Origin of the sequence: Brenneria sp. L4-2C (genome assembly GCF_040240335.1) — a bacterium.
In the GTDB taxonomy this organism is placed as follows: Bacteria; Pseudomonadota; Gammaproteobacteria; order Enterobacterales; family Enterobacteriaceae; genus Brenneria.
Map to the genome: position 1 here is coordinate 1 of NZ_JBEIAC010000018.1, position 21,977 is coordinate 21,977.

General features: G+C 54.2%; 18 protein-coding genes and 1 pseudogene. 11 read left to right on the forward strand and 8 right to left on the reverse strand.

Translation table 11 applies throughout. The features are described 5' to 3' along the window. From ABRZ26_RS19725 to ABRZ26_RS19750, 6 genes are all read left to right on the forward strand, one after another. Positions 1–1,033: DUF2345 domain-containing protein (locus tag ABRZ26_RS19725; protein ID WP_319605831.1), on the forward strand; the 1,033-nt coding region annotated here is incomplete at its 5' end. Next, on the forward strand, positions 1,030–2,358 hold the full coding sequence (locus ABRZ26_RS19730; protein WP_319605832.1) for a VRR-NUC domain-containing protein: 1,329 nt from the start codon (positions 1,030–1,032) through the stop codon (positions 2,356–2,358). The genes ABRZ26_RS19725 and ABRZ26_RS19730, both read left to right, overlap by 4 nt. Before the next feature lie 16 nt (positions 2,359–2,374). After that, complete coding sequence (locus tag ABRZ26_RS19735) at positions 2,375–3,604, forward strand: type VI immunity family protein (RefSeq protein ID WP_319605833.1); 1,230 nt, start codon at positions 2,375–2,377, stop codon at positions 3,602–3,604. A gap of 8 nt (positions 3,605–3,612) precedes the next feature. Beyond that, the gene (locus tag ABRZ26_RS19740) at positions 3,613–4,842 is read left to right on the forward strand and encodes a type VI immunity family protein (protein WP_319605834.1); all 1,230 of its coding nucleotides are present in this window, start codon (positions 3,613–3,615) and stop codon (positions 4,840–4,842) included. Between the two features lie 8 nt (positions 4,843–4,850). Beyond that, positions 4,851–6,080 (forward strand): type VI immunity family protein, encoded by a 1,230-nt coding sequence (locus tag ABRZ26_RS19745; protein WP_319605835.1) that lies wholly within the window; start codon positions 4,851–4,853, stop codon positions 6,078–6,080. Between the two features lie 8 nt (positions 6,081–6,088). Then, positions 6,089–6,253, forward strand: a complete 165-nt coding sequence (locus tag ABRZ26_RS19750; protein ID WP_319605836.1) for a hypothetical protein — start codon at positions 6,089–6,091, stop codon at positions 6,251–6,253. Between the two features lie 68 nt (positions 6,254–6,321). On the opposite strand, the gene mgtE is transcribed toward ABRZ26_RS19750, so the two are convergent. The 4 genes from mgtE to ABRZ26_RS19770 form a co-directional block, all read right to left on the reverse strand. Then, the gene (gene mgtE, locus ABRZ26_RS19755) at positions 6,322–7,746 is read right to left on the reverse strand and encodes a magnesium transporter (RefSeq protein WP_319605837.1); all 1,425 of its coding nucleotides are present in this window, start codon (positions 7,744–7,746) and stop codon (positions 6,322–6,324) included. A 349-nt stretch (positions 7,747–8,095) separates the two neighbouring features. Then, positions 8,096–8,311, reverse strand: a complete 216-nt coding sequence (locus tag ABRZ26_RS19760) for a YfgG family protein (protein ID WP_319605838.1) — start codon at positions 8,309–8,311, stop codon at positions 8,096–8,098. Positions 8,312–8,527: 216 nt separating this feature from the next. Then, the gene (locus ABRZ26_RS19765) at positions 8,528–9,670 is read right to left on the reverse strand and encodes an MFS transporter (protein ID WP_413556351.1); all 1,143 of its coding nucleotides are present in this window, start codon (positions 9,668–9,670) and stop codon (positions 8,528–8,530) included. Between the two features lie 628 nt (positions 9,671–10,298). Next, positions 10,299–10,634, reverse strand: coding sequence for a hypothetical protein (locus ABRZ26_RS19770; RefSeq protein ID WP_319605840.1), 336 nt, complete (start codon positions 10,632–10,634; stop codon positions 10,299–10,301). Between the two features lie 527 nt (positions 10,635–11,161). Here ABRZ26_RS19770 and ABRZ26_RS19775 point away from each other — a divergent pair. Next, positions 11,162–12,409: a M20 family metallo-hydrolase gene (locus ABRZ26_RS19775; protein WP_319605841.1), complete on the forward strand. Its 1,248-nt coding sequence runs from the start codon at positions 11,162–11,164 to the stop codon at positions 12,407–12,409. On the opposite strand, the gene ABRZ26_RS19780 is transcribed toward ABRZ26_RS19775, so the two are convergent. Next, positions 12,410–13,297, reverse strand: a complete 888-nt coding sequence (locus tag ABRZ26_RS19780) for a helix-turn-helix domain-containing protein (protein ID WP_319605842.1) — start codon at positions 13,295–13,297, stop codon at positions 12,410–12,412. A gap of 405 nt (positions 13,298–13,702) precedes the next feature. Here ABRZ26_RS19780 and ABRZ26_RS19785 point away from each other — a divergent pair, with 405 nt between their 5' ends. Both ABRZ26_RS19785 and ABRZ26_RS19790 read left to right on the forward strand, forming a co-directional pair. Beyond that, entirely contained in the window at positions 13,703–14,503 is an 801-nt protein-coding gene (locus ABRZ26_RS19785; protein ID WP_319605843.1) for a dihydroorotate dehydrogenase electron transfer subunit, read from the forward strand. Next, on the forward strand, positions 14,500–15,435 hold the full coding sequence (locus ABRZ26_RS19790) for a dihydroorotate dehydrogenase (protein WP_319605844.1): 936 nt from the start codon (positions 14,500–14,502) through the stop codon (positions 15,433–15,435). Before ABRZ26_RS19785 ends, ABRZ26_RS19790 begins: the two co-directional genes overlap by 4 nt. A 49-nt stretch (positions 15,436–15,484) precedes the next feature. On the opposite strand, the gene ppx is transcribed toward ABRZ26_RS19790, so the two are convergent. Beyond that, positions 15,485–17,020 carry an exopolyphosphatase gene (gene ppx, locus ABRZ26_RS19795; RefSeq protein ID WP_319605845.1) on the reverse strand — a complete coding sequence of 512 codons (1,536 nt, stop codon included), beginning with the start codon at positions 17,018–17,020 and terminating at the stop codon, positions 15,485–15,487. After that, entirely contained in the window at positions 17,020–19,092 is a 2,073-nt protein-coding gene (ppk1, locus tag ABRZ26_RS19800; RefSeq protein WP_319605846.1) for a polyphosphate kinase 1, read from the reverse strand. Before ppk1 ends, ppx begins: the two co-directional genes overlap by 1 nt. Before the next feature lie 394 nt (positions 19,093–19,486). On the opposite strand from ppk1, the pseudogene ABRZ26_RS19805 reads away from it, so the two are divergent. Next, positions 19,487–19,814 (forward strand): annotated as a pseudogene (locus ABRZ26_RS19805) (ATP-binding cassette domain-containing protein); the annotation flags it as partial. Positions 19,815–19,938: 124 nt separating this feature from the next. Beyond that, on the forward strand, positions 19,939–20,373 hold the full coding sequence (locus ABRZ26_RS19810; protein ID WP_319605847.1) for a helix-turn-helix domain-containing protein: 435 nt from the start codon (positions 19,939–19,941) through the stop codon (positions 20,371–20,373). A gap of 188 nt (positions 20,374–20,561) precedes the next feature. Here ABRZ26_RS19810 and ABRZ26_RS19815 read toward each other — a convergent pair whose 3' ends face one another. After that, a complete protein-coding gene (locus ABRZ26_RS19815; RefSeq protein ID WP_319605908.1) occupies positions 20,562–21,929 on the reverse strand; it encodes an L-serine ammonia-lyase in 1,368 nt (455 codons plus the stop codon). Positions 21,930–21,977: the final 48 nt, after the last annotated feature.

Genomic DNA, 21,977 nt, shown 5'->3' on the forward strand with positions numbered 1-21,977 from the left:
GCAGCTGAACCTGGGGCATCTGGTGGACGGCAGCCGTCAGCGGCGGGGCGAAGGGTTTGAGCTGCGCACCGACCAGTGGGGCGCGATACGGGCGGGGAAAGGGCTGTTCATCAGCGCGGACGAACAGGCAGTCGCGCAGGGCGAGGCGCTGGATATGACGGCGGCGATAGCGCAGCTGGAGCAGGCGCTGTCGCTGGCGAGGACGTTGCAGTCGGGTGCGGGGATAGCGAAGGCGGAAGAGGGGGAGAGCGGCAGCCAGTCGACGCTGGTGCAAAGTCTGAGTGGACTGGCGCAGGCGGGGGTGTTGATGCACGGTCCGGAAGGGATAGGGGTGGTGAGTCCGAAGCAGGTGCATATTTCGTCGGGGGAGGAGAGCGTGTCGCTGGTGTCGAGAAAGGATGTGGACATCAGTACGGGGAAGGCGCTGACGGCGTCGTCGGGGGAGAAGGTGAGTCTGTATGCGGCGAAGTCGGGGATGAAGCTGTTTGCGGGCGGGGGTAAGGTGTCGGTGCAGGCGCAGAGCGATGAGCTGGAGCTGACGGGACAGCGTGATGTGAGCGTGAGCAGCGTGGCGGGTAAGGTGCTTATCACGGCGGGAGAAGAGCTGACGCTGAGCTGCGGCGGGGGCTATATCCGGCTGAAGGGCGGGAAAATCGAGCTGGGCTGTCCGGGCAATATCCTGCTGAAGTCGGCCAATGTGCAGAAGATGAGCGCCGCCAGCCTGAATGTGCCTTTGCCCAATATGCCGCTGGTCGATGGTTGCAGCGAACACTTTATTATCACGGATCAGGCAACGGGCGAACCCCTTGCGGGCGTCCCTTACTCCATTGCTTACCAGCAGCAGCAAATCACCGGTATTAGCGATAAGCAGGGTAAAACCATCGCGGTGTATAGCCGGCAACCGGAGCCCTTAACACTACGGCCGCATATTGAGCAATTTAACCGGGAATGTTTGAACGCCAGCTATTGGGACGATGCAACCCCGTTGAAAATCGATTTTTCCCGCACGGATAAAAAGGATGAAGCAAAATGAGCACAGGGAAGAAAACGGCTACGCCGGCAACAGGCAGCGAGACAACCGCAAGCACAAAGAAAGAGCCGGGCGGCACCGCAGCGCCGGTAACCGATCCGCTGGATCTATGGTATCTGTGCGAGAAAGTGGGCTATGCGCTCAATAACCCGAAAGTCCGTTCGGACGGCCAGCCGATGTACCAACGGGTGGTCACGCAGTTTATTCGGCTGGATGATGAGATGTTCAGCTATCACTTTCCCTATATCGGCGAGGTGGGGTACGACATGACTCAACACCCGCCGAAGCCGGTGATGAGCCGCAGGCGGCCCAACTATCCCAGCACCTTTCCTTTATCCAAATACGCGGCGATTAAACTGGGACATGAGTGGCGCCTGCGCGGGTTGGTGGGCAGCGATATCGCCGTGGAGGTGGTGAGCGAATTAATGAGCCTGGAGGAGTTGGAAAACGCCCTGACGCCGGAAATGCGACGAAGTGTCGGCAAGGCTAAGCCGCTGCCCGATGAATTAAAAAATCTGCTGGAAAAACAGCGCTCGGGGATGTTTCGCATTCCGGATGTGGTGCGGTTGAAAAACCGCATGTTGATTGGCAAGCAGGCCTTTAGTCAGCCTAATCTGCATACGGTGATTGAAATCAAGTTTCCGGGGGATGAGTTAACAATAGATCAACAACGAGCTTATGAGCGTATTGCAGGAGCAGAGAATTTTCGATTGCTGGAAACCCATACCTGTCAGGTGGATGACAAGACTAAACGGGAGTGGCTGCGGGACGCCAAAAAAGAGCCGGTCTATCTGCCCGTCGGCCTGGCCGGAGCGCGTAACCGGCTGTGCCAGCGCCCGGAGATCGAGGCCTATCCGCTGCTGGAAGGGCTGATCGCAAATGAGCACCAGCAGGTAAGAGACTATTTCGCGCCTTATTCTCCGCCGGTTAGCGCAGGCCCGCGTTTTGAGCCAATGCCCGACCCGGCAATCGCCGCCGCGCAGGCGCGTCAACGCCAGCGCGAACGGGCGCAGTTGGAAATGGCGCTGGGCGGACCATTGTTCGCGATTTCAGCCGGCGTTGCCGCCGCGGGCGTAGTGACCGCCGCCGGCGGGGCGGCGACAGCGGCAACCGGTAGCGCGGCCAGCGGCGGCGACGGCCTGCTGCTGGGGCGGGCCGCCGGGCAGGTGGTGAGCTATGTGCGCAATATGCTGGCGGGCGGCGCAGTGGGAGCGGGTGGTTATGCCTTTGCCGAACAGCCCGCGACCACCGTGTCTTACTCGCTGACGTTAACCTTTTTAGACAATCCGGCGCAGCGGCGGCAGGATTACGTCTACTGGCCTGATTAAACAGAGGAATCTTGGAATGGATTTTTTTACCCGTTTTGAACAGGCGCGCTGGGAGTTTACCTATGGCGCGCCGGACAGCCCGGAGAAGCACAATGCCTTGCAGGTCGGGCTGGTGGCCTATTTTTATCTGGATAAGGGCTATACGGACGAGAAGCGTCAGGCGATGGCGGATATGCTGGCGCGCTATGACCGTGAATTCGGCGATAAACTGCGCTGGGGGTTTTACAAAGACCCCAAGAGAGGCGAATCCTATCGTAAACGTCCGCTGCAACAAAAGCAGGCGCAGATGCTGGCGGAAGACGGTGAGCATATGGATTTCTGGTGGGCCGCGGAAGAGGGTACCGCCTATGCCAGCGATTATCTATTCAGCATTGAGTCGCCTGCCGACTGGTTTGAGTATGTGCATCATGCTGTCTCTTGCGTGCTGTTTTATCTCCCGATTGAAGTATTAAAAGACGGTGGCGATAAACGCTTTGAGGCGCTATTGCTGGAGTTCTGCCAGCGTTTAAAGCCGATGCACGGTCTGGCCGGTCTGGGTGTACAGCAGTGCTATGCACGCGATAAGTATCAGCATCTGGAATATGAGATTGGGCAGGAATTTTTGGCCATTGATATAACCAATTCAAAGACCTGGGAGAGTGGGCGTGATGGTATCCGTTCAGTCAACTGGTATACCTTTGTGCAGAGCGAGTGGCTGGAAAAACTGGGCGGGGAGGCGGCGCTAAAACAGCAACTGGCCGATCCGCGCCTCGCCCTGCTGCCCTACAGCGGCGGGGTGATGATCCGGGCGGGGGACTGGCCGGAGCTGGGGTGGGTCAGGGACGATCCCTACCCTGAGCTGTATGTGAAAGTCAATAATGCGCTGAAGCCGATCCGAGCGCCTGAGATTTGTTCGATGGGTTACGGCTCCATTTCCGGCGAGATCCGCTTTGATAAAAACTCCACCGCGGCGTGGCTGGCGCGCTTCGATCGTTCCGCTGCGCCGCCGGTGAAACCGGCGCCCGAGCTGGCGGAACAGCCAGAGCCGGATCCGGAGGCGCGCCGCCAGTTTCTGACGCAGCTTAGCGGGGAATCGTGCCGGTGCAGCGGTATCTGGAGCACCTATCAGGCCGGGCGCATCGTACGCCAGCATTTTAGCCAGGGCGATATTTTACCGCCGTGGCAGGACAGCGAGACGCGAAGCCGGGTGATCCACTGGACGCTGATAGAGCGGGACGACGGCATGAGCGCCCAGTTTCCGGCATAGGGAGCGTTATGGACTTTTTCACCCGTTTTGAACAGGCGCGCTGGGAGTTTACCTATGGCGCGCCGGACAGCCCGGAGGCGCACAATGCTTTGCAGGTCGGGCTGGTGGCCTATTTTTATCTGGATAAGGGCTATACGGACGAGAAGCGTCAGGCGATGGCGGATATGCTGGCGCGCTATGACCGTGAATTCGGCGATAAACTGCGCTGGGGATACATTGATGACCCTAAGAAAGATAAAACTTATAAGCGCACGCAATTACATCAATACCAACAAACAATAATAGATAGAGATGGTGATGATATCGATATGTCATGGGCTTCGGAGTCAGGGACGAGTTATGCCAGTGATTATTTATTCAGCATCGAGTCGCCTGCCGACTGGTTTGAGTATGTTCATAATTCAGTATCTTATGTGCAGATTTATCTTCCTATCGAAGTATTAAAAGACGGCGGTGATAGACGCTTTGAAGCTTTATTGCTGGAGTTCTGCCAGCGTTTAAAGCCGATGCACGGTCTGGCCGGTCTGGGCGTGCAGCAGTGCTATGCCCGCGATAAATATCAGCATCTGGAATATGAGATTGGGCAGGAATTTTTGGCCATTGATATAACCAACTCTAATACCTGGGAGAGCGGACGTGATGGTATCCGTTCAGTCAACTGGTATACCTTTGTGCAGACCGAGTGGCTGGAAAAACTGGGCGGGGAGGCGGCGCTAAAACAGCAACTGGCCGATCCGCGCCTCGCCCTGCTGCCCTACAGCGGCGGGGTGATGATCCGGGCGGGGGACTGGCCGGAGCTGGGGTGGGTCAGGGACGATCCCTACCCTGAGCTGTATGTGAAAGTCAATAATGCGCTGAAGCCGATCCGCGCCCCTAAAATCTATTCGATGGGCTACGGCTCCATTTCCGGCGAGATCCGCTTTGATAAAAACTCCACCGCGGCGTGGCTGGCGCGCTTCGATCATCCCGCTGCGCCGTCGGCGAAACCTGCGCCCGAGCTGGCGGAACAGCCAGAGCCGGATCCGGAGGCGCGCCGCCAGTTTCTGACGCAGGTTAGCGGGGAATCGTGCCGGTGCAGCGGTATCTGGAGCACCTATCAGGCCGGGCGCATCGTGCGTCAGCATTTTAGCCAGGGCGATATTTTACCGCCGTGGCAGGACAGCGAGATGCGAAGCCGGGTGATCCACTGGACGCTGATAGCGCGGGACGACGGCATGAGCGCCCAGTTTCCGGCATAGGGAGCGTTATGGACTTTTTCACCCGTTTTGAACAGGCGCGCTGGGAGTTTACCTATGGCGCGCCGGACAGTCCGGAGGCGCATAATGCCTTGCAGGTCGGGCTGGTGGCCTATTTTTATCTGGATAAGGGCTATACGGACGAGAAGCGTCAGGCGATGGCGGATATGCTGGCGCGCTATGACCGTGAATTCGGCGATAAACTGCGCTGGGGATTTTACCGGGATCCTAATAAAGGCGAGCCTTACCGTAAACGTTCGTTGCAACAAAAGCAGGCGCAGATGCTGGCGGAAAACGGCGAGCATATGGATTTCTGGTGGGCTTCGGAAGAGGAAACCACCTATGCCAGCGATTATCTTATCAGCATAATCTCACCAGCCGACTGGTTCGAGTATGTTCATAAGGTTGTATCCTGTGTACGGTTTTATCTCCCCATTGCAGAATTAAAAGATGGTGACGATAAACGCTTTGAGGCGTTGCTGCTGGAGTTCTGCCAGCGTTTAAAACCGATGCACGGTCTGGCCGGCTTGGGCGTACAGCAGTGTTATGAAAGTGAAGAGTACGAGCATTTGGAATATGAGATTGGGCAGGAATTTCTGGCCATTGATATCCCAAACTCCCATACCTGGGAAACCGGGCGTGACGGTATCCGTTCGGTCAACTGGTATACCTTTGTGCAGACCGAGTGGCTGGAAAAACTGGGCGGGGAGGCGGCGTTAAGGCGGCAACTGGCCGATCCACGCATCGCCCTGCTGCCCTATAGCGGCGGGGTGATGATCCGGGCAGGGGACTGGCCGGCGTTGGGTTGGGTCAGGGACGATCCCTACCCTGATCTGTATGTGAAGGTCAATAATACACTGAAGCCGATCCGTGCCCCCGAAATCGGCGGTATCCATCATGGCTCCATTTCCGGCGAGATCCGCTTTGATAAAAACTCCACCGCGGCGTGGCTGGCGCGCTTCGATCGTCCCGCTGCGCCGTCGGCGAAACCGGCACTCGAGCCGGCGGAACAGCCAGAGCCGGATCCGGAGGCGCGCCGCCAGTTTCTGACGCAGGTTAGCGGGGAGTCGTGCCGGTGCAGCGGTATCTGGAGCACCTATCAGGCCGGGCGCATTGTGCGCCAGCATTTTAGCCAGGGCGATATTTTACCGCCGTGGCAGGACAGCGAGACGCGAAGCCGGGTGATCCACTGGACGCTGATAGCGCGGGACGACGGCATGAGCGCCCAGTTTCCGGCATAGGGAGAGTCATGGACTTTTTCACCCGTTTTGAACAGGCGCGCTGGGAGTTTACCTATGGCGCACCGGACAGTCCGGAGGCGCACAATGCCTTGCAGGTCGATTTAGATGGTTACCTTCAACGGATCGATATGGGAAAGGTCACAAAACGGATTTACTGTGCAATGACCATATAATGCGGGTCGTTATTACGAGGGGCGATGCCCGTAACGTTATCGGGCATCGTGAAAAACGGAAAACGCGGTCAATGCAGCAAAAACAGCGTCGCCAGTCCGAGGAAGATAAAGAATCCGCCGGTATCGGTGATCGCCGTAATCATGACGCTGGAGCCAACGGCGGGATCGCGGCCTAACTTAACCATCAGCAGTGGGATCAATACGCCCATGAATGCCGCCAGCAGCAGGTTGAGCAGAATGGCCAGCATCATCACCCCGCCCATTTCGAGGCTGCCGTAGAGTGCGTAGGTGATCAGGCCCATCACGGTACCCCATATGACGCCATTGACCATCGCCACGCCCAGCTCCTTTAATAGCAGATAAGATTTTCGCCCATGCTCCAACTGATGCAGCGCCAGCGCCCGCACGATCATGGTGATGGTCTGGTTGCCGGTATTGCCGCCGAGTCCCGCCACGATCGGCATTAAGGTCGCCAGCGCCACCAGATGAGACAGCGTATTTTCAAACAGGCCGATAACGCGCGATGCCAACAGCGCCGTACACAGGTTGATGGCCAGCCAGGTCCAGCGATTGCGCACGGCTTTGTAGACCGGCGCATAAACATCCTCAGAAGGCGTTAAACCGCCGGAACGGCGCATATTGCTGTCGCTTTCTTTGTTAACCACATCCACGATATCTTCCACCGTCAGACGTCCCATCAACCGGCCTTTATTATCTACCACGGCGGCGGAGATCAGGTTATAACGTTCAAACGCCCCGGCGGCGTCCGCCGCCTGATCTTCCGGTTGAAACATCATCGGCTGCTTATTCATGATGGCGTCCACCTGTGTTCCCGGCGGATTCAGCAGTATGTCGGCCAATGAGAGTTCGCCAATCAGCGTGTTTTTACGATCGGTGACGAACAGCTTATCGGTGGAGTCCGGGATGGCCTTGCGGTAGCGCAGGTAACGCTGGACGGTCGCCAGGGTCACGTCAGGGCGTAGGGTGATGAGTTTGAAGTCCATGATGTGGCCGACGCACTCTTCGTCATAATTGATCGCCCCACGTAACTGCGCGCGCTGTTTCGGCTCCAGCGAGGTCAGTATCCGACCCAGCAACTGGCGGGGAAGAATGCGCGCCAGTTGCGCCTGCTCATCGACATCCAATATACGGACTGCCTTCAGAATATCTTTATTCCGCATATCGCTGATGAGATCGTCCGAGATGCTGTCGGAAACTTCAATCAGCACGCGTCCGCGTCTATCGATGGGGATCAGCCGCCACAGCGCCAGACGTTCATCATGCGGCAGCGATTCCAGCAGATCCGCCAAATCCGCGGCATGCAACCCGGTAATTAACCGGCATATTTCGGCTGTTTTATCGAGTAAGTCTTTATGCTCTGCGACGGTGTCTTCGGGGTGACGGTTAAGAATATCATCAACCAAATCATCGTTATCTAACAGTAAAAGAGAAATACGGCGCCGCAAAGCGGAAACTTTTTTTGCATTCGACATGATTTTTATGCTCGGTCTGGTTTCGTTTCTGGTGTGTCTCTATCCCTGGTATTCCCGCCATACTCTACGCCGCCGAGGTGTCACGCTTTCGGCGGTGCGGTTTCCGGTTAGGTTTATTTGTTCGTGGGCGCGGATATCCGTTATTTGAGTGATGCGCAAGGATAAGCATAGCTAAACATAGCGCAAAATCAGTGAATTAAGAATAAACGGTTGCTAATTAATGGCGAGCAGTATTTAACGATGCGAATGATGGGCGGCAGAAAACAGGCGTAACAAAAGATGACAGGACAAAAGACCTGACGACACAGTGACCTGAATAATGAGATTTCTGTTGCTACTGAAGTCCGCGTTATTCTTTCTTATTGATGGATATATCAGAGGCAATAAAAGGTTGTTCGATACGCTGTTGCTGTTTGTCCTGATGATAAGCAAATGCGCTGATGGTGGAGTAAGCAAAGCGGCCTAAGAGGATAATAAAACTGATGAGTAACACGGCGCGAGCTAGACGGGTTCCACTTCGTCGCGGTCGCATTGATATTCGTCGTCTGTGGGTAAGCGTAGACATTACCGTAAAATCTCCTGTGAAAGCGAACATTCGCTGTTGTTTATTTATACACAAGCATTCGGGGAGGTCAATCTCTTGGCATGAAAAAATGCGGATCGGCGCGGGCGAATCCGGCGGCGGGCGCTGACCGCCGTCACTGATGACTTGAGGTATGGATTGTGCGGTAAAAGGCTGATGGTTAAATCAGCCTTTATCTTGCGTTTTCTGCAACGCGGCTTATTCGAGGGTTTTGCCTTTGAGTTCCGGCACCAGGAAAAGGGTCGCCAGAATATCAATAACGTAAATGCCGGCCAGCAGGGCGATAGCCACCGGGAATGAATAGAGGCTGGTCACCGCGCCGATAACGATGGGGCCGAATCCGCCGACGGCCCGGCCGATATTAAACAGCACGTTTTGCGCGGTGGCCCGCGCCTCGGTTGGGTAGGCTTCAGACATCAGCGCGCCGTATCCTCCCATCATACCGTTAACAAACATACCCAGCAGCGCGCCGGCCCACAGCATGGTGACCGGATCGGACAACTGCGAATAGGTCAGCACCATGATCAGCGCACCGCTCTGGAATAACAGGAAGCTGGGTTTTCGTCCGATGCGATCGGCGATTTGCCCAAAAATCCAGATACCGGCGATCATGCCCAAAATGGTAACCGACGTCCACATAGCCGATTTGGTAAGGTTGAACCCCAGCGTCTTGGAGAGAAAACTGGGCATCCAGATCATGATGCCGTAATAACCAAAGTTTTGTACTGACGTCAGGATAATAATGCCGGCGCTGATTTTGCTGGTGGCTTTATCTTTGACCAGCAGCCTGAACGACTCAAGAGCCGGTTTCTTTTTCGTTTTCTTACGAACAAACACTTCCGGTTCATGCAGGCGATGACGGATAAACCAGGCGACGAAGGCCGGGATCACGCCGACAATAAACATACCGCGCCAGCCGATATACGGCAGCAGGAGCGGCGTAAGCACTGCGGCGGCCAATACGCCAGTCTGCCAGCCCAGCGCGACATAAGAAGAGGCGCGGGCGCGATGACGGGCTGGCCACGCTTCGGCGGCCAGCGCCATGCCGATACCGAACTCGCCTCCCAAACCAATACCGGCTATCGTCCGGTACACCAGTAAATCCCAGTATCCCTGAGCAAAGGCGCACAGGCCGGTAAACACGGCAAAGAGCACAATGGTCCAGGTCAGCACGCGGATACGGCCGTAACGATCGCTCAGGGCGCCAAAAATCAGTCCGCCGATGACCGCGCCGATCAGCGTCCAGGTGACCAGCGAGCCGGCCTGACCGGTCGTCAGATTCAGGTCGGCCGAGATAGCTGTCAGCATGAACCCGAGAATCAGCAGATCGAAGCCGTCCATGGCGTAACCTACCGCCGATCCGGCCAGGGCTTTCCAGCTATAGCTATCGACGACTTGTTTTTCCGCATGTGCAGGTGCTGCTGAAGATATTTTATCAGGATAGGTTGGATCCATGGTTTTGCTCCTGGTGTTCGCTAAGTAAATATCAAAGTAACGTCGTGTCGCAACAGGCTCATTACTGAGATGAATAATGGAAGTATCAATTTTGATACAGAAAAATAAGCAATTATGGTGCCAGAAATATGTTTGAAAAGCGTATGGGGGAACGAACGCGGCAAACGAAGATGAAAAATCAGTGATTTCATTATAACTAATTGATTTTGAATTTATTTATTAGTCTTGGTTTATCGTGGGATAAATAGGCGCGAGGAGTGATTATCCATAAATACTATTTATTACTGACGGCTAACCGCGCTTTTCTGGTGCGCGCTAACCGCTGATGCACCAAGTTAGTGCTTGGCAACTAAGCGCATGCACAAAAAAGATCCCTGGCGCGCGGCCAGTAACGGGCGACGCGAATTATCTCAGGCGTTAAAAAAAGTGATTTGTTTCATTTTTGATACGGCAGGTGGAGGAACGGCGCCGGCGACGGTCGGGCATCGCGGAAGTATGTCCGACCGGGGGGTTTTCAGAAATATTTTTTGCCCGACCAGTAGGTGGCGACCAACCGATTGATCGCTTGATAACGTTGTTCCGCCGGAACCGCGCTGCTACTCAGAATGTCTTTAACGATATCCAATAAGTCCGTCATTTCTTTTTTCGCCCTGGAGGCGAAATCCGGACTGATCGCCTGGTCGGCATACAGCGTGACGTAACTGTCGGCCAAACCGCGCAGAATGTAATAGGACACCGCGTTATCCGGATCGCTGCTGATAAGGCCGTCTAAACCCTTTCGCAGGGCGACATAGCTGTCAGTTCCGTCGAGACTGTCAGTAAATGTATGATATACGTTTGAAAAATCCATCACTGCCACCTTTGATTAGCATCATCCGGCTATACCCGTCTTCAGGCCGACAGCGGAACCTGATCCTCTGAGCATTGAGTTCGGCCTGGCGCCGGAAAACAAAGAGGATGGCCGCCCGCCTGCAACCTGTATATCTGCTGAGTATAGTTTTGGAAAACTTCACTTTCTAAATCTAATGCGCCGGCTTGTCAACCAATCTCTGTGTCTGGAGTATAAAAAATGAGACGAATATCTCCATGATAGGTTTTTCCTATATCTCATGGGCGAGGGGTAAATTATAAAATCAGTATAAACAACAGGATAGTTACCCGGCAGCTTATGCGTAATCATTATTTGTCTAAATTTTTAGACAAATATCTTGACTCAATGCGGATAACCGGACAACACTGAAATTCCCCGGCCGCTGTATGGTTGGTTTGGCGGTAATGGCGGCGAAGAGGGGCTGTGTCGAGTCATCGGCACTGTGTGAGCGGTTTTTCGATCGTGTTGAAGCGGGATATGCGCAGTGCTTAAGCGCGCGGGGTTTTATGATGCGGCCATGTTTTAATGCCAAAGATATCGGATACTTACTGGAAGAACTGCGTTCTTTTTCCACCACGACGGGCGAAAAAGGCGTAACGCGTCTGGCTTTTAGCGACGCCGATGAAGCGGCGCATCATTTTCTGGCGAAGAAAATGGCGTCGCTGGGGCTTAACGTCAGTCGTGATGCGGCCGGTAATCTCTTTGCGCGTCTGCCGGGTCGGGATAGCGCCTTGCCCGCGGTCGGAACCGGCTCTCATATTGATACGGTGCCGTCCGGCGGTCTCTACGATGGGACGCTGGGGGTCGTCGGCGGTTTATATGCCTTGTTGCAGTACCAGCCGGGCGAACTGCGGCGGGATCTGGAACTGGTGGTTTTCAGAGGCGAAGAGTCAAGCCGGTTTGGTTTTTCCTGTATCGGCAGCAAGTTGTTGACCGGACGCAGTGACGTGAAAAAATGGCAGGAAATTACCGATGACAGCGGACTGAACGTCTTTCAGGCGATGGCGCAGCGCGGCTATCAGACAAGCCGACTGGCGAGTTGTGCGCTGAGCGAACAACGCTATTCGGCATTTGTGGAACTGCATATCGAGCAGGGACGAGTGCTGGAACACGAAGGCCAAGCCATCGGTATCGTGCATGGCATCGCCGCGCCGACCCGTTTTCGGGTAACGGTTACCGGCTGCGCCGATCACTCCGGCGCAACGCCGATGTATCAGCGCCATGATGCGCTGGTCGCCAGCGCGATGATTATCAATGATATTCATCATGCCGCCTGCAAGGAGATCATTTATGGCACGGTGGGTACCGTAGGCAAGCTGGATGTTACGCCGAACGCCATGAACGTTATTCCGGGGCTGGTAAAATTTTATGTCGATATACGCGGTATCGACCCGGCGAGTATTCAGCGAGTCATCGAACGACTGAAAGATTCTGTCGGTAAAACGGCGAAAGAAAATGATGTCGAGATCGCGCTCGAATTAGTGGCGGCGGAAAGTCCGGTGCCGCTTGATGAGTCCATTTGCGCTGTGATTGAAAATATCGCCAATGAGCAAGGCGTGAGTTATCGCCGCATGCTGAGCGGCGCCGGCCACGACGCCATGTATATGGCGACGCAATACCCGACGGCCATGATATTCGCGCCATCGAAAAACGGCATTAGTCATCATCCGGATGAATATACCAGCCCGGACGAGATAATAACGGCGGTGAAGGTGCTGCAACAGACGCTGGCGCATTTAGCCGACGCGGCTTGATTAATAGCGATCCAGCGTTTCCTGCAATAATTTGCAGGCGTCTTCGCCTTTGGCGGCATGATGCCAGAGCTCGTCAAAAAGCGACTGATGATGAAATATCGCCTCTTTAGAGGAAGAAACCCAGGCGACGCCTGAATGAATATTGGGTAATTCGCCCAGCCGGAATGGGCTGGAGGCCACGGAAAGCGGCTCGTCGTTTTTATAAAAAATCTGGAATGTGGATGAGGGAAGCGGCTCGGTGGTAATCGCCACCTGAATAAGGCTCTTTTTCTCCTCAAGCAGTTGTAATAAATGCCGGACTTCCTCGCGGGCGAGAAGAACGCGTTCCATTCTGGCGCTGGGAGAGATATTCAGCGTGCCGATAAGGCCCAGATGAATGAATTTTTCAATATGCTGAATGCCGATGAGGTTATGAATCTTTGGCAGATGCTTATTCAGATGAAACTTTCGTTCAGACAAAATATCAAGGGTTTGTAATGATTTTTCATCTAATACGTCTGAAGACTTACGATGATTGTCCGCTTCCAGCAACATTTGTTTCAGGTGATCGTCGTAATGTTCAGACGTCAGCAGATAGGAAAAGGGTTCGAAGTGGGAATAAATACGCGTTGAATTCTCTTCGAGCTGGCGCATTCTTTCAAAGAAACCGCTGGCGTGAGAATAATACTCCATGCCGACGCCCAGAAGCGTTTCGAACGTGGTATTCAGGCACTCCGCCAGACGCTCGAGCGTTTCAATTTTTTTTATATCGCCTTTTTCCAGTCGATATACGGCGGCGCGGGATATGCCAAGCGCTGAAGCAATTTGTTCGGCATTTAAGGAGGCCGCTATACGATAAGCTCTCAGTCTTTGTCCGATAGCCAGATAATCGATCGCGGTATTTTTCATGGTGTTCTGTATGCCTGAATTTTGCGGCATCTTAACATCAAAGGCTCAAACTGACAATGTAGCGCGCTTGCGGCGTAATTCGCCGGATAAACGGGGACCGACATGGAAAACCGTCGCGGAGCAATGGTTATACGAGATGACGGTCGGAGGATATAACCTCATCGGCCAGATAATATTGATAATGAAATTGATGAGTTATTTATTTTTATTGTGGTTCGCCACACCAGGGAAACCAATTAGATTCACGCTGTTTTATCGCTGAGCAATAAGTATGGCGGTTATGTCTTCACGTCGTTTTATAACAACGCGGCATCAGTGTATGGCGCGTTGTTATTCATGGTGCGGATAACCAGGCGACGTTTTATCGGGTAACAATGATTTTGATGATTATTTAACGGAGGCGTCATGTCTGCTATTGATGGAACCGCTCGGGTTATCAGCAACCAATGGGTAAACAGCGAATACAAGCATATGGCGGTTCACGTCGGGCCGGTTGCCGCGCAAGTCAAACCGGGGCAATTCTTTAATCTGCTATGCCCGCGAACCGATGCGGATAAGCCTTTTTTTCGTCGTCCCATGAGCACCTGGTTTGCCGATGCGCGGCAAGGGCGGGTGGATTTTCTCTACAAAGTCGTGGGGGCGGGGACGCGCGGACTTGCCACGCTGAATCCGGACGATAGCTTGAATTACCTTGGCCCGTTGGGGAAGGGGTTCACGCTAAAACCCGCCTATCGCCATATTCTGGTGGTCGGTCGGGGCGTGGGGCTGGCGACGCTGGCGCCGCTGGCCGAACACGCCGCCGCCATGAATATTCAGGTTACGGCGTTGCTCAGTGCGAAAGATCGGGAACGGCTGATGTCGCAGCATCGTTTTCTGGATAGCGGCGCGCAACTGATTGAAGTGATTGATAGCGACGGCTCCAGCGCGACGGAGAATGTCGAGCGTCTGATTCGTTCATTGCACCGGCATCGGCCGATTGATGCGGCCTATACCTGCGGTTCGTCGCGTCTGATTCGCCTGTTGCAGAATTTGTCCGAGACGCTGAATTTTGAAGGCGAAGTCGCGCTGGAGCAGCAGATGGCCTGCGGGCTCGGCATGTGTTACTGCTGCGTGCGCCCGATGAAAGTCGGCATGAGCGAGCAAATTGAGAGTAAGCGCGTGTGCTATGACGGCCCGGTATTTAATCTGCGGGAGGTGGTGCTGTGATCGATCTGTCCGTCAATATCAGCGGATTGCGGCTGGCTAATCCGGTGATGCCGGCTTCCGGCACTTTCGCCGAAGGGTTAACCGAGGTGATGGACGTCAACCGGCTGGGCGCATTTGTCACCAAAACCTTTACCTTGCACCCGCGTAACGGGAATCCGCTGCCGCGCGTGTGCGAACTGGATTCCGCCATGCTCAACTCGATTGGCATTCCGGGGAAGGGCGTTGATCACTTTATTCAACATGTGGTGCCGTTCTGGCAACGTTACCAGCCGCCGCTGATTGTCAGTATTTCCGCCAATACGGCGGATGAGTTTGCCGCACTGGCCGAGCGGTTAAATGAGGTGGAGGGCATAACGGCGATCGAGGCGAATATTTCCTGTCCCAACATTGAGGCGGACGGCAAAGCGTTTGCGATAGAGGCCGGCTCCACCGCACGCGTTATCAGAGCTTTACGCAACGCGACGCGTTTACCGCTGTGGGCGAAACTGACGCCGAATACGTCGGACATCGCTTCCGTTGCTCAGGCCGTTGAAAATGAAGGGGGCGATGCCATCGTGGTCGGCAATACCCTGCTGGGGATGAGTATCGATATTCGCAGCCGCCGCCCAACGTTGGGTAACATTATGGGCGGGTTATCCGGCCCGGCGATCAAACCCATCATGCTGCGCATGGTTTATCAGTGCCATCGGCAGGTTTCCATTCCGATCATCGGCTGCGGCGGCATTAGTCATGCGCACGATGTGATTGAGTATTTTTACGCCGGCGCCAGCGCGGTTCAGGTGGGGACGGCAACATTTATTCATCCGCGCGCGATGATCACCATACTTGACGATCTTAATGAATATTGTAGGCAGCAGGGCGTCAGTCATATTGCGCAGTTGACCGGCGCGATAGTCGATGACGCCGTAACCCCTTATAGCGCTATCTACTGAAAGGGCCACGCGCCGGGGCGTTTTCCCCCCGACGCGATGGCCATGCGGCTCAGGCCGGCTCTTCTTCGATATTCAGCTTCCAGCCGGTAACGTCCCGCCAGTATTCCTGCTCGCGCTCTAAATCCAACTGCACCAGGGTATTCTGGCTGAAAAAGCCGTGTGGGAAAATCAGCGTCCAATGGTTATCGTCGGTGTTCAGGCGCAGCGTTTCCGGCGTGGTGGTGGCCTGCCGCTGATTATTCAGCAGCGTGGCGAGACGCAACAGCTGAACCATGGGCAAATACTGTTTCTTTTTGAACAGATTCAGACGCGGCAACTCTTCCAGCTTGATGGCCTTGCGGTGTAAACGCACGATCAGGGACAGCAATAACTGCTGTTCCTGATTGAAGCCGGGCAGGTTGGTATTTTGCAGAATATAGGCGGAGTGGCGGTGCATGCCGCTGTGGTTTATTCCCAGCCCCACTTCATGCAGCATCGACGCCCAGTTCAGAATCGCTTTCAACTGCGGATGAACCAGACCGGGATTGCGCTTCGCCCACTGCGCATACAACAGTTCAGACGTTTCCAGCACCCGCCGGGCCTGTTCGCGATCGATATTGTAATGACTGGCGAGGCTTTGCGCCGTACGAATGCGGATATCCTGATGGCGGAAACGGCCTTCCATTTCATACAGTACGCCTTCGCGCAGCGCGCCGTCGGACAGGCGCAATTCTTTGATCGACAGCGCGTCAAAGACGCCGCACAGAATGGCTAAGCCGGGAACCAGCACCGACTGGCGCTCTTCCGGCAGCCCCGGCAGGCTCAGCGATTTGAAGGATTTGAACTGTAAAATCTGCTCGCGCAGCATTTCCAGCCGTCCCGGCGTAATCAGGCCGTCCTTCTTCCCCATCGCCAGCAGAATTTCATGGGTCGCTTTGATGGTGCCGGAGGCGCCCAGCGCGTATTCCCAGCCGTAGATCCGATATTGCCAGGCCAGCGTTTCCAGCTTCTGGGCCGCCGCCAGACGCGCGCGTTTAAAATTGTTCTCGCTGATTTCGCCGTCGGGAAAAAACTGCTGAGCAAAGCTGACGCAGCCCATGCGGCGGCTTTCGATCAGTATCGGTTCGAAGTCTTCGCCGATGACCAGCTCGGTAGAGCCGCCGCCGATATCGATGACCAGCTTGCGGCCTTTTTCCGGCTGCGTGTGTTCCACGCCCATGAAAATCAAGCGCGCTTCTTCATGGCCGGAGATGATTTCGATCGGGTAGGGCATAATGTCGGCGGCCCGGCGCAGAAATTCCTGCGCGTTTGCCGCCTGACGCAAAGCGTGCGTGCCGACAATCGACACATTCAGCGCGGAGAACCCCTGCAACCGTTCGGCAAACAGCGCCAGGCAACTCAAACCCCGCTCCATCGCTTCCTCGCTGAGCATGTTTTGACTGTCCAGCCCATCGGCCAGATAAACGCGCTGTTTTAAACGACTCAGTACCTGAAGCGCGCCGTTCACCACGCGGGCGATCACCATATGAAAACTGTTGGATCCCAGGTCGACGGCGGCGAATTCCTGGGGTTTTACGACATTGTCATCTTCGTGTGTTAAAGGCATTATTCAGGTCTTTCTCCGGGTTGCTCAAGCGCCTTGATGTAATCATAGACGGCATTTTGCGCACGCACTTTGCGGCGGTTGCCGCGCGATACATAACGATTACTCAGTTCTTTGTCAATCACACGGGCTTTCACCGTATCGCTGAATTGAATATCAAGAATGTCCAAAATGCGATTTTTCAATATCGGGTCGAGTACTTCGACGGCGACTTCAATACGATAATCGATATTGCGCGTCATCCAGTCGGCGGATGAAAGATACACTTTCTTATCGCCGCCGTTATTAAATACATACACCCGATCGTGCTCCAGATAACGGTCGACGATACTGATAGCCTGAATATTGTCGCTGACGCCCGGCAAATCGGGGAGCAGCGAACACATGCCGCGAACCAGCAGATTGATTTTCACGCCGGCGGCGGAGGCCTGATACAGTTTCTCCACCAGCCCTTTATCCACCAGATTATTTACCTTAAGGGTAATGCCCGCCGCGATATCCGCCCGCGCGTTTTCGATTTCTTTATCGATCAATTGATAAAGTTTGTCACGCGAGTTTTGCGGCGAAACCATCAGATATTCAAAGGATACCGGGCGGTAAGGGTTCTCGATGAAGTTAAATACCCGGCGCACCTCATTGGTGATGCGTTCATCCGCGGTGAGCAACGAATAGTCGGTATACAACCGGGCGGTTTTTTCATTGAAGTTGCCGGTGCCGATATGGGCGTAACGCACGATGTGCTCCCCTTCGCGGCGGGAAATCAAAAACAGTTTGGCGTGAATTTTCAGCCCCGGCACCGAGAAAATCACATGGACTCCGGCTTCGGTCAACTGTTTGGCCCAGTGGATATTGGCCTCCTCGTCAAAACGCGCCTGCAATTCCACCACCACGGTGACCTTCTTGCCATTGTGCGCCGCATGGATCATCGAGGTGATGATGCGCGAGTCTTTGGCCACCCGGTAAATATTGATTTTGATCGCCAGCACGCTGGGGTCAAACGAGGCCTGACGCAGCAGTTCCAGCACATGCTCGAACGTATGGTACGGATAGTACAACAGGATATCGCGTTCGCGGATGGTGTCGAAACCGTTGCGGAAATGATTGAACCCGTCATGACGCAGGCGCGGCAACGGTTTGTTTTCCAGATTGGCCCGGCCTACGTTGGGGAAAGAGATAAAGTCTTTAAAATTATGGTAACGGCCGCCGGGGATCACGGAGTCAAACGAAGATATCCCCAGTTTCTCCTGCAAGATGGAGACCATGGCGTCCGGCATGTCGCGCTGATACACGAACCTGACCGGCTCCGCCGTCAGACGCTGCTTCAGACTGGAGGACATCAGTTCCAGCAGGCTGGATTCCATTTCCGTCACCAGATCGTATTCGGCGTCGCGCGTCATTTTCATCGAATAGGCGTTCAGCGCATCGTAATCGAAAAAGCCCTTGAAGATGTCATTCAGGCAGTAGCGCAGGATGTTATCGATTAAAATCATGGTCTTGCGCCGCCGCGGCGCTTCCGCCGGCAGGTTTACGAAGCGGGGTACCTTATCGGATGGGATCTCCAGCAATGCGTAATTGATTTCGTCGCCGCGAATAATTTCCACTGCCAGATAGGTGTAGTCGTCTTTCAGGAACTGCACCAGATTGGTGTCGTGCAGGATCAGGATCGGCGTGATATGCGGGCGCAAGTATTGTCTGAAATACTCTCTTAGCCAATCCTGCTGGTTGGGGGAAACCTGACGCTCGTTGACCAGAAAGATCTGGTTACGGGCCATTTCCAACAGTAAATCATTATAAAGGCTGTCAAATAGCCGATCGGTTTTCAGAACCCGCGCCTGAATCTTGCCCAGAAGGTGGCGCAAGCTGCCGTCCGACCCCTGTTCTTCGTTGATGAGAATGCGTCTTTTCAGATCGGCAAAACGAACTTTATAAAACTCATCGAGATTGTTGGAGTAAATGCCAAGAAAGCGCATACGCTCGATCAGGGGGTTGCTTTTATCTGCCGCTTCCTGAAGCACCCGTTCATTAAAGGATAACCAACTTAACTCTTTCTCAATGTAGAGTTTATCCTGACTCATTTTCACTCCGTTAGACTATATGCCGAATATCTATACCCAATAAATATCAACGCGTGATCGGGCGACAGCCGCGCGGATTCTTCCCAACTCGTTTAGTCAACGCAGCGACAGGAACGACGAGTCTGCCGGCCGTGGGTCTGAACGCGGCTCCCGGCGATCGCGCGGAGCAGAAGCCGGGTGATTTGGAGAAGCCGATACCACTGCAACTTGAAAGATGAAGGGTATAGCAACATTATGGCGCGTTCATGACGATAAAATCTAATACGCAGACGGACTTACCATTGTCATATTATGGGGGTAAAGGCGACATATGCTACCCCGTTTTTGCGGGGGGATGAACAATTAACGGAACGCCGACGAGTTGAAGATCACGGCGAGAGCGATGGAAAACACAGGTAACCGATTACAGTGCCGGGATCGCCGTGTGCTGGATGACGCGGTGGAGCATGCTCTGCGCGCGGCGGCGTTATGGCATGAGGTGAAGGATCGGCTCGGCGCTGGATCCCATCTCAACGCGGGTGATTGAAGCGTTGTTCGGCAGCCTGAAGCGGCATTTTACCCTGGTGCTGGTGACGCATAATATGCAGCAGGCGGCGCGCGTTTCCGATTACACGGCCTCTATCCATCAGGGGAAGTTAATCGAGTTTAATCATACGGATGATTTATTTACCTCGCCGGCTCAACGATGCACGGAAGATTATATAACCGGGCGGTTTGGTTAAAAACCGGCGTGTGGTTTTATGTGTTCGATCAAGATAATGAAAACTGGCTGGGAATTGTCCGTGCCATTTGAAAAACCGATGGTAAAATATACCGCATTAATCGTGCTGGCGAATGGCGGGTATAATGAGATTTAACACCATGAATGAAGGCGAAATTATTACCGAACTTTGCCGAAGAATAAAAGATGCCCGTATCCAACAGCGTTTATCTCAGGTTGATCTTGCAGAACGGGCGGGGTTAGGTATTGCGACAATTAAACGCGCGGAGATGGGGGAGTCGATAACGCTCAGCAGTTTATTGTGCATCTTGCGCGGGCTTAATCGTTTGCATCAATTGGATGGGGTTTTATTTGACGCCGAGGTGGCGGCGTTTAATGCGCAGGTGAGCGGCGAGAAAAAACGCCCGCCGCTGCGGATCCGCAAGAAATCGGCGCCTGCGGAGAAAATCTCTACTAACCACAAGAAAATAAAAGAAAAGACAAGCAGTACGATAGACTGGTATATCTCCGCCGCTGAAAACAATATTGTCTGGTCACGAGCGGAAAATAAAAAGAAATAACCCTTTCTCGTTATGTTTGTTATTTTTTACCTTGCGGCTGATTATTTACATGCTGTTAATGACGTTGATTTTATACCGTGTTTTTCCTATCCGTTTAGCGAAAACCGGTCAATGAATAAAGCGATACATTAACCGGCGGTTTTATGTGATCTGAAGCATGACGGGGATAATATCTTTATTTTCGCCGCTTATTCGCACAGCACGACTTTAATGGCTAATCCGCCGCGCGACGTTTCGCGGTACTTGGCATTCATATCCTTACCGGTTTCGAACATCGTCTCGATGACTTTATCTAATGAAACTCGCGGTTCACTGCTTCGTCGCATCGCCATGCGGGCGGCGTTGATGGCCTTAACCGCCGCGATGGCGTTACGTTCAATACAGGGAACCTGCACCTGACCGGCAACCGGATCGCAGGTCAGCCCCAGATTATGCTCCATGCCGATTTCCGCTGCGATGCAAACCTGTTCCGGGTTGGCGCCGAGTAATTCCGCCAGACCCGCCGCGGCCATCGAACAGGCGACGCCGACTTCCCCCTGACAGCCGACTTCGGCGCCGGAAATGGAGGCGTTCATTTTATATAACAGGCCGATGGCGCCGGCGGCTAAAAAGTAACGCAGGTAAGACTCCGGCGTAACCGGCTGGATGAAATGGTCGTAGTAAGCCAATACGGCGGGAATAATGCCGCAGGCGCCGTTGGTGGGCGCGGTGACCACGCGACCGCCCGCCGCGTTTTCTTCCGCGACGGCCATCGCGAACATATTGACCCAATCCATCGCATCCATGGGATCGCTGGAGAATCTGTCGTTAATGAACAATAAACGGTGCAGAGCGGAGGCGCGACGCGGCACTCGCATCGGGCCGGGCAGTACGCCTTCGGTATTCATGCCGCGATGAATGCCGTTTTGCATGGTCTGCCAGACTTTGGCGAAATAGTCTTCTATCGTTTCCCGGCCGTGCAGCGCTATCTCATTTTTCATGACGATGGCCGACACCGAGAGGCAATTATCGTGGCAATGGCGCAGCAACTTTTGCGCGGAAAAGAACGGGTATGGCGCGCGCTCCGCCTCGACGTCCGCTTGAGTGAAATTTTCCTGATCGACGACAAAACCGCCGCCGATGGAATAATAGGTTTTGCTGTAAACCAGTTCCTGCTGATGGTAAGCGCGGATTGTCATGCCATTCTCATGGAGCGGCAGATTTTCCGCCTGGAAACGCATGGCGCTCTCCAGCGGGAAAGCGACCTCGTATTGCCCGTTGAGGAGCGGCAGTCGGTGGTTTTCTTTTACCTGTTGAATAAACGCCGGGATGCTGTCGATATCGACGCTGTCCGGCAGGTTGCCGGCTAATCCCATAATGATCGCGATATCCGTATGGTGACCTTTCCCGGTTAGCGACAGAGAGCCATAAACATCGACCGCGATGCGGGTGACCGATGAAATAAGCGATTTGCCGACCAGGTCGTCCGTGAACATTTTGCCGGCTTTCATCGGGCCGACGGTATGTGAACTGGAAGGACCGATACCAATTTTGAAAATGTCGAATACGCTGACCATAATGACTTCCTCTAAAAAACGCCAGTGCGATACTGGCGTTGATATTCC